Annotated in this window: 14 protein-coding genes; 6 read left to right on the top strand and 8 right to left on the bottom strand. The window is 45.6% G+C overall.

Features of this window, described 5'->3' with window-relative positions; genetic code table 11:
* Positions 1–6: 6 nt before the first annotated feature.
* Both flgC and flgB read right to left on the bottom strand, forming a co-directional pair.
* A complete protein-coding gene (gene flgC, locus IGI82_RS00495) occupies positions 7–423 on the bottom strand; it encodes a flagellar basal body rod protein FlgC (RefSeq protein ID WP_003129038.1) in 417 nt (138 codons plus the stop codon).
* 21 nt (positions 424–444) lie between these two features.
* On the bottom strand, positions 445–804 hold the full coding sequence (gene flgB, locus IGI82_RS00490; RefSeq protein ID WP_017144455.1) for a flagellar basal body rod protein FlgB: 360 nt from the start codon (positions 802–804) through the stop codon (positions 445–447).
* A 620-nt stretch (positions 805–1,424) separates the two neighbouring features.
* Between flgB and motA the strand changes: the two genes are divergently transcribed.
* Both motA and IGI82_RS00480 read left to right on the top strand, forming a co-directional pair.
* Positions 1,425–2,189: a flagellar motor stator protein MotA gene (gene motA / locus IGI82_RS00485; protein WP_005232810.1), complete on the top strand. Its 765-nt coding sequence runs from the start codon at positions 1,425–1,427 to the stop codon at positions 2,187–2,189.
* Positions 2,190–2,202: 13 nt separating this feature from the next.
* Positions 2,203–2,973: an OmpA/MotB family protein gene (locus IGI82_RS00480; protein ID WP_115231520.1), complete on the top strand. Its 771-nt coding sequence runs from the start codon at positions 2,203–2,205 to the stop codon at positions 2,971–2,973.
* 33 nt (positions 2,974–3,006) lie between these two features.
* On the opposite strand, the gene IGI82_RS00475 is transcribed toward IGI82_RS00480, so the two are convergent.
* The 3 genes from IGI82_RS00475 to IGI82_RS00465 all read right to left on the bottom strand — a co-directional run bounded on the left by IGI82_RS00475 (position 3,007) and on the right by IGI82_RS00465 (position 6,629).
* Positions 3,007–3,216, bottom strand: coding sequence for a hypothetical protein (locus IGI82_RS00475; RefSeq protein WP_005226572.1), 210 nt, complete (start codon positions 3,214–3,216; stop codon positions 3,007–3,009).
* 272 nt (positions 3,217–3,488) lie between these two features.
* A complete protein-coding gene (locus tag IGI82_RS00470; RefSeq protein ID WP_115231519.1) occupies positions 3,489–5,534 on the bottom strand; it encodes a methyl-accepting chemotaxis protein in 2,046 nt (681 codons plus the stop codon).
* A 285-nt stretch (positions 5,535–5,819) separates the two neighbouring features.
* Positions 5,820–6,629 (bottom strand): aldo/keto reductase family protein, encoded by an 810-nt coding sequence (locus IGI82_RS00465; RefSeq protein WP_438841685.1) that lies wholly within the window; start codon positions 6,627–6,629, stop codon positions 5,820–5,822.
* Positions 6,630–6,801: 172 nt separating this feature from the next.
* On the opposite strand from IGI82_RS00465, the gene IGI82_RS00460 reads away from it, so the two are divergent.
* Positions 6,802–7,194 carry a YbaN family protein gene (locus IGI82_RS00460; RefSeq protein WP_438841684.1) on the top strand — a complete coding sequence of 131 codons (393 nt, stop codon included), beginning with the start codon at positions 6,802–6,804 and terminating at the stop codon, positions 7,192–7,194.
* A gap of 81 nt (positions 7,195–7,275) precedes the next feature.
* On the opposite strand, the gene ppdK is transcribed toward IGI82_RS00460, so the two are convergent.
* Positions 7,276–9,909 carry a pyruvate, phosphate dikinase gene (gene ppdK, locus IGI82_RS00455; RefSeq protein WP_115231518.1) on the bottom strand — a complete coding sequence of 878 codons (2,634 nt, stop codon included), beginning with the start codon at positions 9,907–9,909 and terminating at the stop codon, positions 7,276–7,278.
* Positions 9,910–10,099: 190 nt separating this feature from the next.
* Here ppdK and IGI82_RS00450 point away from each other — a divergent pair, with 190 nt between their 5' ends.
* Genes IGI82_RS00450 through IGI82_RS00440 form a run of 3 tightly spaced genes read left to right on the top strand, consistent with a single transcriptional unit; the run spans position 10,100 to position 13,427 of the window.
* Positions 10,100–10,735, top strand: coding sequence for a helix-turn-helix transcriptional regulator (locus IGI82_RS00450; protein ID WP_005232817.1), 636 nt, complete (start codon positions 10,100–10,102; stop codon positions 10,733–10,735).
* Positions 10,736–10,747: 12 nt separating this feature from the next.
* Positions 10,748–11,566, top strand: coding sequence for a pyruvate, water dikinase regulatory protein (locus IGI82_RS00445; RefSeq protein WP_005226564.1), 819 nt, complete (start codon positions 10,748–10,750; stop codon positions 11,564–11,566).
* Positions 11,556–13,427, top strand: a complete 1,872-nt coding sequence (locus tag IGI82_RS00440; RefSeq protein WP_438841683.1) for a fructose-1,6-bisphosphatase — start codon at positions 11,556–11,558, stop codon at positions 13,425–13,427. The genes IGI82_RS00445 and IGI82_RS00440 overlap by 11 nt, the downstream gene beginning before the upstream one ends.
* A 33-nt stretch (positions 13,428–13,460) precedes the next feature.
* Here the strand turns inward: IGI82_RS00440 and IGI82_RS00435 are convergent, their stop codons facing one another.
* Both IGI82_RS00435 and IGI82_RS00430 read right to left on the bottom strand, forming a co-directional pair.
* Entirely contained in the window at positions 13,461–13,874 is a 414-nt protein-coding gene (locus IGI82_RS00435; RefSeq protein WP_010748527.1) for a phosphate-starvation-inducible PsiE family protein, read from the bottom strand.
* 290 nt (positions 13,875–14,164) lie between these two features.
* The gene (locus IGI82_RS00430; protein WP_438841682.1) at positions 14,165–14,731 is read right to left on the bottom strand and encodes a hypothetical protein; all 567 of its coding nucleotides are present in this window, start codon (positions 14,729–14,731) and stop codon (positions 14,165–14,167) included.
* Between the last annotated feature and the right edge of the window lie 221 nt (positions 14,732–14,952).

The following is a 14,952-nucleotide window of genomic DNA, read 5'->3' as shown; positions in this document are numbered from 1 at the left end:
TTCTCGTTACCCCTTTGATATTTCTAATGCTTTTTTCAAGATCGTTTTATTCATTTCTGAAGCAGAAACATTGGCTTCGTACGTTCGAACCGCTTGCAACATTGCCACCATTTCATCGGCAATATCCACATTTGATTGACCGACATATCCCTCATCGTTGGCAGCGGGATTCGTAGGATCATAGGTCAGTTTTTCCGTCTCATCGGCAGCGATCCCCGTCACTTTGACACCATATGTCGCCGGTGTTCCTTCGCGACTATTTTTTAAATTTTCTGAAAAAAGAATACTCTTTTTTTGATAAGCAGCGGTTGTTTGTGTTTGATTCGTATTTACATTTGCGATATTGCTAGAGATCGTATCTAGTTTTAACCGTTCCAATGCTAGACCGCTCGCGTTGATCGTTAGTCCATTAAACATACCCATTTGTTTTTCCTGCGCTTTCTATCAATTACTCAATACAAGGTTCATCATTTGCAAGCGACCGTTGACTTGTGCGGTCAATGCACTGTAATATAACCCATTGGCTGCTTGATCCAACATCTCCACTTCAAGATCTACGTTATTGCCGTTGTCTTTGATGCTGGTAGTTGCATTTTCAGTGATTTTCGGTTTTACTTGAGAAACTGACGCTTCGGTTGCAGCGTCCGTCCCTGATGAAGCGAGTGCCTGCTTTAATTCGCTTTCAAACACGATGCGTTTTGCTTTGTACCCATCTGTATTGACATTGGCGATATTAGACGAAATCAATTCTGCGCGTTGGGCAGAAACGTTCATGGCTGTTTTTAATAAATCATAGGTATCCAACAATAATTGCTCCTTCCACCTTCTGTACCAAACGTTTTTTTCAGCGATGGAACAGAAACAAATATATTTATTTATTTTTTTGTTATAGATTAAAAAAACAAGAAGACGTGATGTCATTATAGTAGAATTATTTTTATTTTACAATTTGATTTTTGCAACTTTACGGATATGACATTTAAGTTACAACCATGTTATGTTATTTGTTAAACACTGTTTCATCGCAATTTCGTCCCCAGTTATAAAAAGTAAACGATCGATATAAAGCGTTTTACAAGCATATCTATGCTTTTTGATCAAAAGATGATTTTTGATAAAAAAACAAGCATTATTCGAAAAATCGATTAAAATATTTTCATTTGTGCTGAATGACATGACAAACCCTGAGAAACGCTTCACGAAAAAAAACGGTACCATCTATAAATATTCACAAAAATTGCAAGCTGTACCATTTCAAAAATTTGCCGCAACTTGCCCAAAAAACAACAAAAAAAGAAGAAGCTGAAAATTTATTTTAGTTATTTTTAGGATTATTTTTTTTTGCTATTAAGAATGATTTTAATTCACCGATAAAATAAATGAGGGTTTAAAACCTGGAAATAGAATTTAGGAGGACGCAACAAATGGATTTTTTCTTGCTGATCGGTATTATTTTAGGATTGATATCTGTGGTGGTTGGGATGATTGTAAAAGGTGCCAATGTGGCCGTTTTGATCAATCCGGCAGCCGCGATCATCATTTTCGTTGGTGTGATCGCAGCCGTTATCAATTCATTTCCCAGCAGTGATATCAAAAAAATCCCGAAGATCTTCGGCGTTCTGCTGAAAAATAAAGAATACGACTTAAAAACAACCATCAATACCATCGTTGAATTAGCCAACCAAGCCCGGCGCGACGGTTTGTTATCTCTTGAAGGTGCCATCCAAAACTTAGAAGATCCTTTTTTAAAAAAGGGCTTGGAAATGGTGGTTGATGGCATCGCTGCCGAACAGATTCAAGAAATCATGGAGAATGAGATCTATGGGATCGAAGAACGGCATCGCATCGGCTCGGCTATTTTTAAAACCGCCGGCACGAGTTCCCCGACCTTAGGGGTGTTAGGAGCCGTGATCGGGCTGATTGGGGCGCTAGGTAATTTAGAGGATGTAGAGGCACTGGGGCACATGATCTCGGCGGCCTTCGTGGCGACCCTTTATGGTATTTTCTTCGGCTATGTCCTGTTCATTCCCTTTAGCTCACGCCTGACCTTGAAATCGGAGCAAGAGGTCCAAATGATGTCGATCATCGTGGAAGGGGTCTTAGCGATCCAAGCCGGACAATCGCCGAAAAGCATTGAGAAAAAATTATACAGCTTGATCGATCCGAAAAAACGGCAAGAACAATTATAAAGGGTGAAGCGACATGAAGCGAAAAAAGAAACATGAAGAACATGTAGACGAAGCGTGGCTTTTGCCTTACTCGGATATGTTGACCTTACTGCTGGCTTTGTTCATCGTCATGTTTGCCATGGCGAAAGTCGATGATGAGAAGTTCCAAGAAATCAAAAGCGAATTTGGCACCATCCTTTCCAGCCACCACAGCAATTCATCTGTGATTGGGTCGGTGATCGATATGGGCGAGACCACGCCGCGAAAAAAAGCCGCCACTTCTGCCGAAGCACAAGCGCAAGAAGCAGCGGTTCGGACCCAACTGGAAAATCAGCAACTAGAAAAAATCAGCGACCAGCTGGCACAAGAGCTGGCAGCTTCTGGCTTAAAAGAGCAGACAGAAGTCCGCTTGGAGTCCGATGGCTTGCATATCACGCTTGCCAGCAGCATCTTGTTTGCCTCTGGCAGCGCCGAGATCACGGACACCACTCGTCAGTCACTGGATCTGCTATCGGACTCACTGAAAAAACTAAAAGCCAACAAAATCGTGATCGCTGGGCATACCGATAACGTACCTGAAAAAGGCAATGGCCGCTACCAATCTAACTGGGATCTTAGTTCCGCTCGGGCCATTACCGTTATGGAGTACTTCATCAGCAAAGGCGCCGTTTTAGAAAAAAATGCTGCCATCCAAGCCTTTGCCGATACCGAACCGAAAGCCGATAACAACACCCCCCAAGGCCGCTCGGAAAACCGCCGCGTGGAGATGATCATTCAGCGGACTGAAACGGCAGCTGCTCAATAAATAACCTTTTCCAATAAAAAAAACGATCCCCTTTCAAAGGCGATCGTTTTTTTTATCTATAAATAAATTGTAGTAGCCGTAACAAATGATGACAATGCCCACCAATGTGGAACGGTCAATAAAAGGAATCTCAAAAACCATAAAAAGCAACCCTTTTAAGCCTAAAATGATGATACCCATAACTAGCATCAGCCAAGAGGCGAGACGAATCAATTGGTATTCTTTTCCAAAAATCTTCAGCAACCGTACCCCTCCTTTTCTCAACTTAAAGTGTACGCTTTCTTAATGAGCAATCACAGTTCACCTGTCTGATGTTGCTGCTTGGCAAAAGTCGACAGCCATTGGTTGCTTCTTCTCATTATAACAGATGCTTCATGCCTCACCCTACGGTTTCCTAACTGACCTTCTTTTTTTGCAGTTGGACAATTCTGATTTAACCATACACATCAAAAAAACCCCATTACCAACGAATTTATTGGGAATGGGGGGATGATCAGCTTTCGCTAGTCAATCATTTATTTTTCCACTTCAAACCGATTGGTCAATCGCTTCAACTCTTCTGCAATGTCTCTGAGATCGGCCACATGGTTGGTAAATTCATCCATGGTTGCCAAGACTTCTTCTGCATTTGCGGAAACTTCTTGTGTACCAGCGGCATTTTCTTCCGTTGATGCGGAAATGTTTTCTAAGTTTTCCAGTACACTGTTTTGAATGTTTTCGATACGGGCACTGGCTGCTTCAATATGATGGATGCCTTCGATCATATAGCTGCTGCGTTGGAAAACTTCTTTTGAAGACGAGATCGCTTCTTTGATCAAGTTGGTTTGGCGAACGCCGCCTTTGACAGATGCCGACGTTTGTTTGACCATTTGACTAGACTGCTCACGAATTTCTTCAATGATCGCTTCGATCTCTTTGGTAGAAGCCTTGCTTTGTTCCGCCAATTTACGGATCTCAGCTGCCACGACGGCAAAGCCTTTGCCCGACTCACCTGCACTTGCGGCTTCGATCGATGCATTCAAGGCTAGCAAGTTGGTTTGGTAAGAAATATCGTTGATGACCCCAATGATCGAGTTGATGTTTTGGATACTATCATTCATTCCCGTCATGTTCGACATCAAGCGCTCCATCTGTGCCAACTCTTGTCGCCAGCTGTCATCGACTTGATCCATGATCGTTAAGTTTTCTTGATTGATCTTCGTAGATTCTTGTGACTTGCTGCTCATGCCGCCAACATTTTCTCGTAATTCTTTCACGACTTGCGACAGATTTTGCATTTGGGACACGCTGTATTCTGTTTCTTGGGCTTGCGCACCGGTCACTTCAGCTATCCCTGTAATGGTTTGAGAGACTTCTTCTGTCGCAATATTGGTTTGTTTTGACAATTCTAATAAAGAATCCGACATTCCTGCGACACTGTTGCTTTCTTTTTGTACTTTTTGGATCAATGCACCCGTGCCTTCGATCATCACATTGTAATTGTCCGCCATTTGCTGGATCTCATTGCCTGCTTTGTCTGGATATACAACTCGGCGTGCCAATTGCTCCCATGTCCATTTTTCGCCTTTGGCTCGTTTGGTTTTGCTCATCTTCTCTAGTTTGCCTTCACCGACTTTTCTAAAGTAACGATTGAAGCAATCGATGATCGCTGCGACTACTTTGATCGCGGCATAAGAAACCAGTCCTACAAAGAGCAGCATCAAGATCGTAACGATAATGGTGGTGCGGACTAACGCTCCTAACTCTTTGTCTAGATCACTAGCTTTGACTTCGGAGTACGCCCAAACATTGGAATCAGCAGACTTGTCATACAACACATCGTTGACTTTATTCGAGTCGCCTAAGCCAACCATGCCTGTCGGGTTTTTAGCTTCTTTGATTTTTTGGAACACTTCTTCTTCTTTGATATTCTTACCGATTTGTTTGGTGTTTTTTGAGGTCACGATGACCCCAGATTCTGAAACTAAGGTGACATTCCCAGTCCGCCCTACGGTAAAGGAAGACAAGATGTTTTGAATGCTTTCATAGGAAACATCGACGCTTAAAACCCCCACTTGATTATGGGAATTTTTGACCCTGATCGAAGCCGACGTCACAAATTGATTCGACACTGTATCTAAATAAGGTGCTGTCCAATACACTTCTCCTTCGGCTTTTACGGCCCCTTTGTACCATGGCCGAATCGTAGGCTTATAATCATCTGGTAAGGGATTGAAGGTCACATATTCATCATCTTCTGTTCCAAAAGTCACCGCTAAGAAGCTGTTGCTTCCAGCAATCGCTAAAGAAAGATCTGAACGGATGCGTCCCATGCTGAATTCTGTTTTCATCGCTGGCAGTTCAGCCATTGATTTCAATTTGCTTTCCGTCGATCGGCGCAAACTCTTTTCTTCCGCCAAGATCAAATTGACGGCACTTTCTTTGTTCAAATCATTTCGTTCAATCAATAAGTTCTTGGTGGTTAAATAGGAACTTGTCAGCATGACAATGATCGGGATCCCCGCAACCAGCATCAAGGTGATCATCACATAAATTCCTATCGTCTTTTTTCTTTTTTTCACAACTGTGCCACTCCTTCATTTCCAATTTCACACGATCCAATGAAGACTCGTCCGTAGACGACCCTTAGTAAGGATAATCGGTTATTTCTTTGAATGATTAAGAGGGTTCATTGGCAGAAACGGCTGCAAGCGCATTTTCTTTTTTGCTAAGGCTTACGGTTGCTGTTGTAACGAATAGAAAAGCTCCTCAGTCATGAAGGAGCGTTGCGACTGCATAAAAGTAGCCAGCACGGAAGTTTCCGCACTGGCTGTAGGGGCCCCTTTAATGGGACTGCTTTTTATTGCCTATAATTCTTTGATGACGGCTTTTTCTTCCGCAGTCAAAGCGAAATCAAAGAGCGCTAAATTTTCGGCTTGATGTTTTTCTGAATGGGATTTCGGAATCACGATCACCCCACGCTCGATTTGGTAACACAAGACCACTTGGCTCCAGGTTTTTTGATGCGCTTCACCGATTTGGGTCAAGGTTTCCCGAGCCGCTTCTGAAATTCGTGAAAGTGGCCCCCAGGCTTCTGGAACTACCTGATTGGCTAAGGAATAGGCGATGATCGCGTCGTTCCACTTGCCTGGATGCGATTCGATTTGATTGACCGCTGGTTTGATCCGACTGTTTGCCAATAAATAGCTAAGTTCTTCTTCTTGGAAATTGGACACCCCGATCGCTTTTAAGACTCCTTTATCGACATAAGCCTCAAGAACCGCCCAGACAGCGGCGATCTCTGCCAAGTTGTCCCACGGATGATGGATCAAATAAAGATCGATCGATTCCGTCTGCAAGGCTGCTAAACTCGCTTCGACAGACGCTTTCACGGCAGCTGCATCTTGCGTATGCTCTGGTTTGCCAGGAATCTTAGAAGTCAGGAAAAATTCGCTGCGGTCGATCCCGCTTTCCTTGATGGCTTTGCCTACCACGGCTTCGTTGCGGTAAGAAATCGCCGTATCAAAATGCCGATATCCAAGCTTGATGGCAGTCAACAGCTCTGTCGTATCATCATTGATCGCACCTTGATATTCTCGGTTTTCTTTCCCAAATGTATTCGTCCCACTGCCGATCACTGGAATCTGAATGCCGGTATTCAATTCAATCGTTTCCATGCTGCTTCCCCCTTTGTGTTGTTTCTAGTCTACCAAAAAAGCAGGAGTATGGGGAAGAAAAACTCTTATTGTCGCTAAAAAACGGGGAAAAACACAAAACGCATGTTCAAGCTGCCCCTCCTCCGTTATACTGAGGGTAAGACACGAAACACCCAAATAAGGAGGGTTACTTTTGAAAAAAACACTATTTTTTCTTTGTGGATCACTGACATTCGGTCTAGGTACTTTAGGAATCTTTTTACCTTTCTTACCCACAACGGTCTTTTACTTGCTGACGGCTTATTTCTGGCTGCGGAGTTCCGATACCTATTATCAACGCTTGGTTCAATCAGAAAATTATCAAAAATACATTGAAAAACCACTCGTACAAAAACAGCTGAGTACCAAGGGAATGGTTCGGATGTTTGCCATGATGCTGGTAGTCTTTGCAATTCCTGCACTATTGATCCCTAATCTGCTGGTACGTTTCGTCCTCTCTGCCATCTACCTCGCCCATGTTATTGGGATCACTTGGTATTTAAAAGGACGCAAACCCGCGATTCAAAAAACGGATCAGCCCCTGTAAGGTGAAGCTGCACGAACACACCGTAATCCACCAAGCAGGCGAGCCTTGCTAGTGGACTGCGGTGTATTTTTTTCTTCTATTTTAGCGGGAGCCCACTGACGCCTCTTCGATGATGGGGGCGGATTGGGCGATCGCTAACCAAGCAGCAGGGATTCGGTATGGGGAGCAAGAAACATAGTCGATGCCAATCTCTCGCAAAAATGCAATGGAATAGGGATCGCTGCCGACTTCGCCACAAACACCGATCGAGTGCTCTGGCTGACGATCTCTTACGCCAGTGATCGCTTGGCGCATCAAGGTGCCAACACCCGCCTGATCTAAGTGCTGGTAAGGATCTTCTTGTAAGATCCCCGACTGCAAATAGGCTTGAATAAAGCTGCCTGCATCATCCCGCGAAAAGCCAAACGTCATTTGGGTCAAGTCATTGGTACCAAAACTAAAGAACGCAGCATCTTCAGCACACTCCCCAGCGATCAAGCACGCTCTAGGTGTCTCGATCATCATGCCGATCTCGATGTGCAATGGTTGCTGCAGGGTTGCTTCTGCTTGAGCGATCACCTGTGTCAACGTCGCTTTCAACACCTGCAGCTCTGCGGGCAAACTGATCAGGGGCAATAAGATCGCCGCCTCTACCTCGACTCCTTGCTGCCGCAATTCCACAGCCGCTTCACAAATCGCCGCTGTTTGCATTTCATAAATTTCTGGATAGCTCAGTCCTAAACGGCTGCCGCGATGCCCCATCATGGGATTGACCTCTTGCAGCTCGTCAATTCGCCGCTCGATCACTGCCAATGATTTTTGACTACGGCGAGCCATTTCAAGGCGTTCATGCTCATGGGGCAAAAATTCATGAAGTGGTGGATCTAATAAACGAATCGTGCACTTCTTTCCTTGCGCGGCCTGCAGCATTTCTTGGAAATCGGCTTTTTGATAAGCCTTGATCTCAGCCAATGCCTTCAATCGTTCCGCCTTCGTTTCCGCCAAGATGACTTCCCGCATTTTCCACAAACGCTCTTCCCCAAAAAACATATGCTCCGTCCGTGCCAGACCGATGCCCGCTGCCCCAAAGGCCAGCGCAGCCTCAATGTCATTTTTCGTTTCCGCATTTGCGTAAACCTTTAGATCTGCCTGGGCTTGTGCCCACGTCAAAAGCTGATCCAGCAAGACCCGCTCCTGGACACTGGTCATAGGCAGCTGCCCTTGATACAGTTTGCCAGTGCTGCCGTCTACCGAAAGCACGTCACCTTCTTCAATCAGCAGCTCGCCGCAGCGAGCCTGCTTCAAAAATACATCGACACTTAATGCCTCGCACCCTACCACACAGCAGACCCCCAGACCACGGGCGACCACCGCTGCATGCGAAGTCATCCCCCCACGAGCGGTAATGATCGCTTCACTCACCACCATGCCTTCAATATCTTCAGGTGAGGTTTCTTGTCGCAGCAGCAGGACTTTTTCTCCTGCGCGGCTGGCTTTTTCCGCCGCCTCTGCAGTGAAATAGACATGTCCTGAAGCTGCTCCTGGACTAGCCGGCAAGCCCTGCGCAAAGGCTTTGGCTTGCTGTAAGGCTTCGGGGGCAAATAACGGGTGCAGCAATTGATCGATCATTTCTGGTGTGATGCGATCTAGTGCTTGCCTAATAGTGATCCGACCTTCTGCGACCATATTCGTTGCGATTTGCGCTGCGGCAGCGGCGGTTCGTTTGCCGTTTCTTGTTTGCAAGACAAACAGCTGGCCGTCATCGATGGTAAACTCAATGTCTTGCATGTCTTGATAGTGATCCTCCAAACGCTCAGCCAGTTGCTTTAATTCCTGATAGATCATGGGATGCTGCTGTGCCAACGCTTGGATCGGTTGCGGTGTACGAATCCCTGCAACCACATCTTCCCCTTGGGCACACACTAAAAATTCGCCGAAAAGTCCCGGTTCCCCGGTTGCTGGATTGCGGGTGAAGGCGACACCCGTCCCACTATTTATCCCGCTGTTACCAAAAACCATTTCTTGAATCGTTACGGCAGTCCCTAGATCGTCAGGGATGCGATGGAGAGATCGGTAGGTCTTTGCCCGTGGGTTGTTCCATGAGCGAAAAACCGCCGTGATGGCTGCCAACAATTGCTGAAACGGGTCTTGCGGAAATGCTTCTTGAGTATGTTCCATATAAATACTTTGAAACACGCGGCAGATCATTTGCCAATCATTGCCAGTCATCATTTGGTCTGACGCATAATTCTGCTGTTTCTTATAGTCTGTCAAGTAGGCTTCAAAGTGCTCTTTTGCTACACCTTTCACCACATCCCCATACATTTGGATCAAACGGCGGTAACAATCATAAGCAAAAACGGGGTCCCCCGTCTGCTGAGCCAACCCTTGGACGGTTTCATCATTCAACCCAAGGTTTAAGATCGTATCCATCATCCCTGGCATGGAAAACTTAGCCCCACTGCGGACAGAAACCAACAACGGCGACTGCAGTCCGCCAAATGTTTTGTTCCTGCGGACTGCCAATTCTTCGATGGCAGCTTTGACTTGTTTGATGATCGCCTCAGGAAGAACCTGTTCTTCTAAATAGGTCAGGCAAATAGTCGCAGGGACGATAAATCCCTGGGGAACAGGCAAACCCAAATTGGTCATCTCCGCAAGATTTGCCCCTTTCCCGCCTAATAGTGCTTTTTGCTCTTTTGTGCCTTCTGAAAACCATACGACTGCTTTTTCCATCATGTTCCTCCTTTTAAATGTTATATACTATTTCGATTAATTAGCAGTATATAGTATGACACATTTAATCGTCAAGCTGAAAAAAGAAAACTTTTAAGGGATTTATCCTTTTTAAAAGAGAAGGATTGCCTTTTTATTCGGAAAATCATATAATCAATAGCATAGCACATAAAAGAAAGAAGGTGACACATTGGAATTAAGCCAAAGACAAATGAAAATCATTGAGATCGTCAAAGAGCATCAGCCGATCAGTGGGGAGACCATTGCGAAGCAGTTGGGCTTGAGCCGCGCAACCTTGCGGAATGACTTATCGATTTTGACCATGACCGGTTTATTAGACGCCCGACCGAAAGTCGGCTATTTCTATACAGGACAAACCGTTGAGCCTTTGCTTTTCGAAAAACTCTATCATACCAAAGTTGCAGAAGTCATGATCCCGCCGTTGCTGATCTCACAAACGGTCTCCGTTTATGAAGCGGTCACGACTTTGTTTATGTACGATGTCGGTTCCCTCTATGTCAAAAATGACCAAGACGAGCTGATTGGGGTCCTCTCCCGCAAAGACCTACTGCGCTTTGCGATCAGCAATGCCGCACCAGAAAAAACACCTGTAGCGATGATCATGACTCGCATGCCAAACATCGTGACCATCACACCCGAAGAAACGATTTTGACGGCTGGTACGTTGTTAGGGCGACATGAAGTCGATACCTTGCCTGTGGTCGATCCGCAGGAACCAAAAAAAGTCATCGGCAAAATCACGAAGACACGGCTGATGAATTACTTTATTCAAGCAGGCAATGACAGTGACAACACACACTTTTAGGGGGCAAAAACAATGAAGAACGTTCGAATATATTTGATTTCAGATTCCGTAGGCGAAACGGCACAAAAGCTGATCGCAGCCGTTTCCGCGCAGTTTCCCACGATCGACCTTTCAGACATCCAGCTCTTTCCCTTTACTAATGATGAAGAGAGCTTAGGCGAGATCCTCAAAGATGCCTTGCTAGACAAATCGATCGTCGTTACCACCTTAGTCAATAAAGAGTTAGTCGCCTTTGTTGATGCCTTTGCCAAGCGGACTGGTTTGCAGTATGTCGACTTTATGTCGCCCTTGACCACGATGCTGGAAAAAACATTCGGTGTAGAAGCCGTCCAAGAGCCTGGTGCCTTGCATCGCTTGAACCAAGCATATTTCAGCCGGGTGGCAGCGATGGAATTTGCGGTGAAATACGACGACGGCAAAGACCCACGGGGATTTCTCGATGCTGACTTTGTCCTCTTAGGGGTTTCGCGAACCTCGAAGACACCATTGAGTTTATACATGGCAAACCGCGGCTACAAAGTGGCAAATCTGCCTTTGATTCCTGAAGTTGCTTTGCCAGCCGAAGTGCACCAAGTCGACCCGCGGAAAATGGTCGGTTTGACTACGAATCCAGAATCCCTTACCGAGATTCGGCGATCCCGAATGCATTCATTGGGCTTAAAAGAAGAGACCCATTACACCAATTGTGAACGAATCGAAGCAGAATTAGCTTACGCGAATGAATGGTTCAAAAAGCTGAACATTCCGGTGATCGATGTCAGCAAACGTTCCATTGAAGAAAGCGCGATGCTGATTGAAGAACAAGCCAAAGAACAGGCCCATGTTCAATAAAGACGCCTTGGCAAACCTGACCGAGATCATCAACTTGGAAGCCATCCAGCAGCTGCCGAAAGCCACCGAGCACTTTGTCAGCGATCTGCATGGTGAATACGATGCCTTTGACCATATTTTGCGGAATGGTTCTGGCAGTATCCGAGAAAAAGTCGAGATTTTGTTTACTGGCGTCTTGACGAAAGAAGAACAGACCGAACTTTGTTTTGTCATTTATTATCCAGAGGAGCTATTACAAGAACAGGCATGGACCCCTGCCGATTGGCGCTTAAAGATGGCACAGCTAGTGAAAGTTGCCCGCTTTACTTCCAGTAAATACACACGCTCCAAGGTACGCAAAGCACTGCCGTCTTCTTTTGCTTATATCTTAGAAGAACTGTTGTACCAATATGATGCTGACTTCAATAAAGAAGCTTACTATCGGGCGATTTTTGATAAGATCATTGAATTAGAGGCAGCCCCGCTTTTTTGCCAAGAACTGGCGTACTTGATTCAGCGCTTCGTAGTGGATCATCTCCACGTCTTAGGCGATATTTATGATCGCGGACCAGCGCCAGACAAAATCGTCGATCGCTTGATGACTTTGCCCTCACTGGATATTCAGCTAGGCAACCATGATATTTTGTGGATCGGCAGCTTTTGCGGCTCGCTGCCCTGTTTGGCCAATACGATCCGCATCGCTGCTCGCTACGGCAATCTGGCATTATTACAAGATGGTTATGGCATCGATCTATCAAAAGCACTGGCTTTTAGCCAAAAATATTACACAGAAAATGAAGGCTTTTATCCGCAAAAAACAGTGGACCCTTTATCAAGCCAGCAAAAAAAAGCAGCCATGCTTTTGCAACAGGCGTTTGCCATCATCCAATTCAAAGTCGAAGCAGCCGTGATCCAGCGGCGACCAGCATTTGCGATGGCAGAGCGCTGCTTGTTGCATCGCTTGTCTCAAGATCGGCAACAAATCCAGCTAGACCAGACCTATCCTTTGATCAACGGCTGTTTTCAACTAGTAGATCCCGATGATTCTTACCGTTTGACAGCAGAAGAACATGAGGTACTGCAAGATTTGCTGAGCCAATTTCAACGCTCGCCCCGTTTAGCTGCGCATATGCGCTTTTTAGTTGAGCATGGCACCTTGTACCAGCGCTTCAACGACAACCTGCTGTATCACGGCTGCCTGCCTTGTCAGGAAAACGGCGATTTCCTGGCCTTTACTTTCCAGCAGCAGCCCTTAGCAGGCAAAGCGTTGATGGACTTTTTTCAGCAATGTTTGCAGGAAAGCTTTGCCCAACCAGAAAAGCAAACAGACCTTGCCACCGATATGATCTGGTATCTTTGGTGCGGCGAAGGCTCTTCCCTCTTCGGCAAAAAAGCCATGAAAACCTTTGAGCGCTACTTTATAGCAGATCGCAACACCCATACGGAACAAAAAAATGCCTATTATTCTTTAAGGGAAAACGAAGACTTCTGCTGCCGTGTCCTCGCTGCCTTCGGTCTGCCGCCGACAGGCCACATCATCAATGGCCACACCCCTGTCAAAGTGCGTAAAGGTGAGACGCCCGTCAAGGCAAATGGTCGCTTATTGGTGATCGATGGCGGACTCTCTCGCTCCTATCAATCCGTCACAGGCATTGCTGGTTACACGCTGTTGTCAAATTCCTTCGGCATGACCTTAGCAGCCCATCAACCCTTTACAGATCGCCAGCAAGCCATCCAGCAGCGACGTGACATCGTCACTCAGAAAAAAATCGTCGTGCGGCAAACGGAAAGAACAACGGTAGGGCAAACAGATATCGGCAAGCGGCTACAGCAAGAAAGCCGAGTGCTTTTTGAAGAATTAAAAAATCATCCGATCCCTTGACGAGTCATTCGTCAACCAATCGGATGATTTTTTTTACAGTCCTTTAGAACTATGAAAGGCTTTGAGTTTTTCCAACGCCTGCAGCACAATGATCAAGACCAAGATCGCTAAGGCCAAAAAGAGCGTTTCTAACCCTTTTCCTTGTGCCAAAAGTAGCTCTCTTAAAATTGCTGTAATACTGATCAAAATCAAGTAACGCACCGGAATATGGTGACCTTCTTTTACGTAACGCAATAACATCAAAATAATTTCCAGTAAAATAAACAATGTCGCGATCTCTTCGATCAATAAGGAAAGATCGCTAACTTCATGCAGTGGGATCACATGGACAACGATTTTGTAGATCGCTTCCGCCATCACCACCAAAACCAAAAGAACCAACAGTCCTAACATAATATCAACAATCACACTAATCATTTTTTCGAAGTGCTTAAAATACTTTCCCATAACACCCCTCCTCGCACTTATTATAGCGAAACTGTTCAAAATCACTTTACGATATGCTTGCAAGTGCAGCTTTTTTTAGGAAGGAAGGAAATAAACACGCAGGACTGAGGGTAGTCGCTTTGATCATTAGTCAAAAGGGATAGCTGCTTTATGGGGACGCAGCCACGAAAAAGCCTGTTTATGGCAATGGTGGGGCGTGACTCCTTCACGCAAGCAAATAAAAAAGCTAGGCATAAAGCCTAGCTGAAATGGTGCCTTTGGATTGGACTGGTTTTCCTTATAAACTGGGATCAGTTGACCCCTTCGACTGTTAGATCAACGTTTTCACTCGTATCTTCCGCAGCTTCGTCATCGCTATTGGAGGTTTCCGAAGACGGTTCAGTCGTTTCACTACTGGAGCTGCTTGTTGTAGTACTGGTCGAACTCGTAGACGAAGAGCTTGAAGAACTGCTGCTAGCGCTACTGCTGGAGGTATCGCTGGTGGTCGTTGAGCCGCCACTCGGCGCGGTACTCGAACTGCTTTCGCTACTTGCAGAAGTACTGACGCTAGGCTCTGTCTCTACTTCGCTTATAGAAACAGACGTGCCTTCATTTGTCGACGCTTCGATCGAGCGACTAGTCGTTGAAGACGGTGTATACGAACTAACACTGGCTTCATAAAAAATCTGACTGGAATCAGAGGTTTCTTCGATACTGCTGCTTGCGGTCTGGTAAGGTGGCTCGGAGGAACTACTGGAAGAATCTCGAACAAAGGGCGCGGCAACAAAGGCATTGGCATCTTGATTGATCGCCACACTCAAAAAAACCGCAACAAAACAACTGACTAATGCCGACTGCATATTGAACTTGAATTTCATCGCACTCCCCATCCTTTCCCAAAAATATGGTTGGACCTTCCGTCAATGATCTATCTCATTCTTATATTATACAAAAAAAAGCAATCGTCAACAACTTAAGTTTTATTTTCAAAGATGACAAAGACATGAATGCCCGTTGCGCAACAAAAAAAGCCCGAGGGCGACGGTCGATCACCTGCGGGCCCATCCCTTTACTAAGGGTTGGCAGGTGCGACGGATGC

Source organism: Enterococcus sp. AZ067 (genome assembly GCF_051715005.1).
Lineage (GTDB): Bacteria > Bacillota > Bacilli > Lactobacillales > Enterococcaceae > Enterococcus_D > Enterococcus_D casseliflavus.
The sequence above is the reverse complement of the archived record's forward strand: the minus strand, read 5'-3'. Positions and strand labels throughout refer to the sequence as shown.

Bases quoted from the DNA above. Each gene is read 5' to 3' on its own strand.
- flgC (WP_003129038.1), bottom strand. From the start codon at position 423: ATGGGTATGTTTAATGGACTAACGATCAACGCGAGCGGTCTAGCATTG.
- motA (WP_005232810.1), top strand. From the start codon at position 1,425: ATGGATTTTTTCTTGCTGATCGGTATTATTTTAGGATTGATATCTGTG.
- IGI82_RS00480 (WP_115231520.1), top strand. From the start codon at position 2,203: ATGAAGCGAAAAAAGAAACATGAAGAACATGTAGACGAAGCGTGGCTT.
- IGI82_RS00465 (WP_438841685.1), bottom strand. From the start codon at position 6,629: ATGGAAACGATTGAATTGAATACCGGCATTCAGATTCCAGTGATCGGC.
- ppdK (WP_115231518.1), bottom strand. From the start codon at position 9,909: ATGGAAAAAGCAGTCGTATGGTTTTCAGAAGGCACAAAAGAGCAAAAA.
- IGI82_RS00445 (WP_005226564.1), top strand. From the start codon at position 10,748: ATGAAGAACGTTCGAATATATTTGATTTCAGATTCCGTAGGCGAAACG.
- IGI82_RS00440 (WP_438841683.1), top strand. From the start codon at position 11,556: ATGTTCAATAAAGACGCCTTGGCAAACCTGACCGAGATCATCAACTTG.
- IGI82_RS00435 (WP_010748527.1), bottom strand. From the start codon at position 13,874: ATGGGAAAGTATTTTAAGCACTTCGAAAAAATGATTAGTGTGATTGTT.
- IGI82_RS00430 (WP_438841682.1), bottom strand. From the start codon at position 14,731: ATGAAATTCAAGTTCAATATGCAGTCGGCATTAGTCAGTTGTTTTGTT.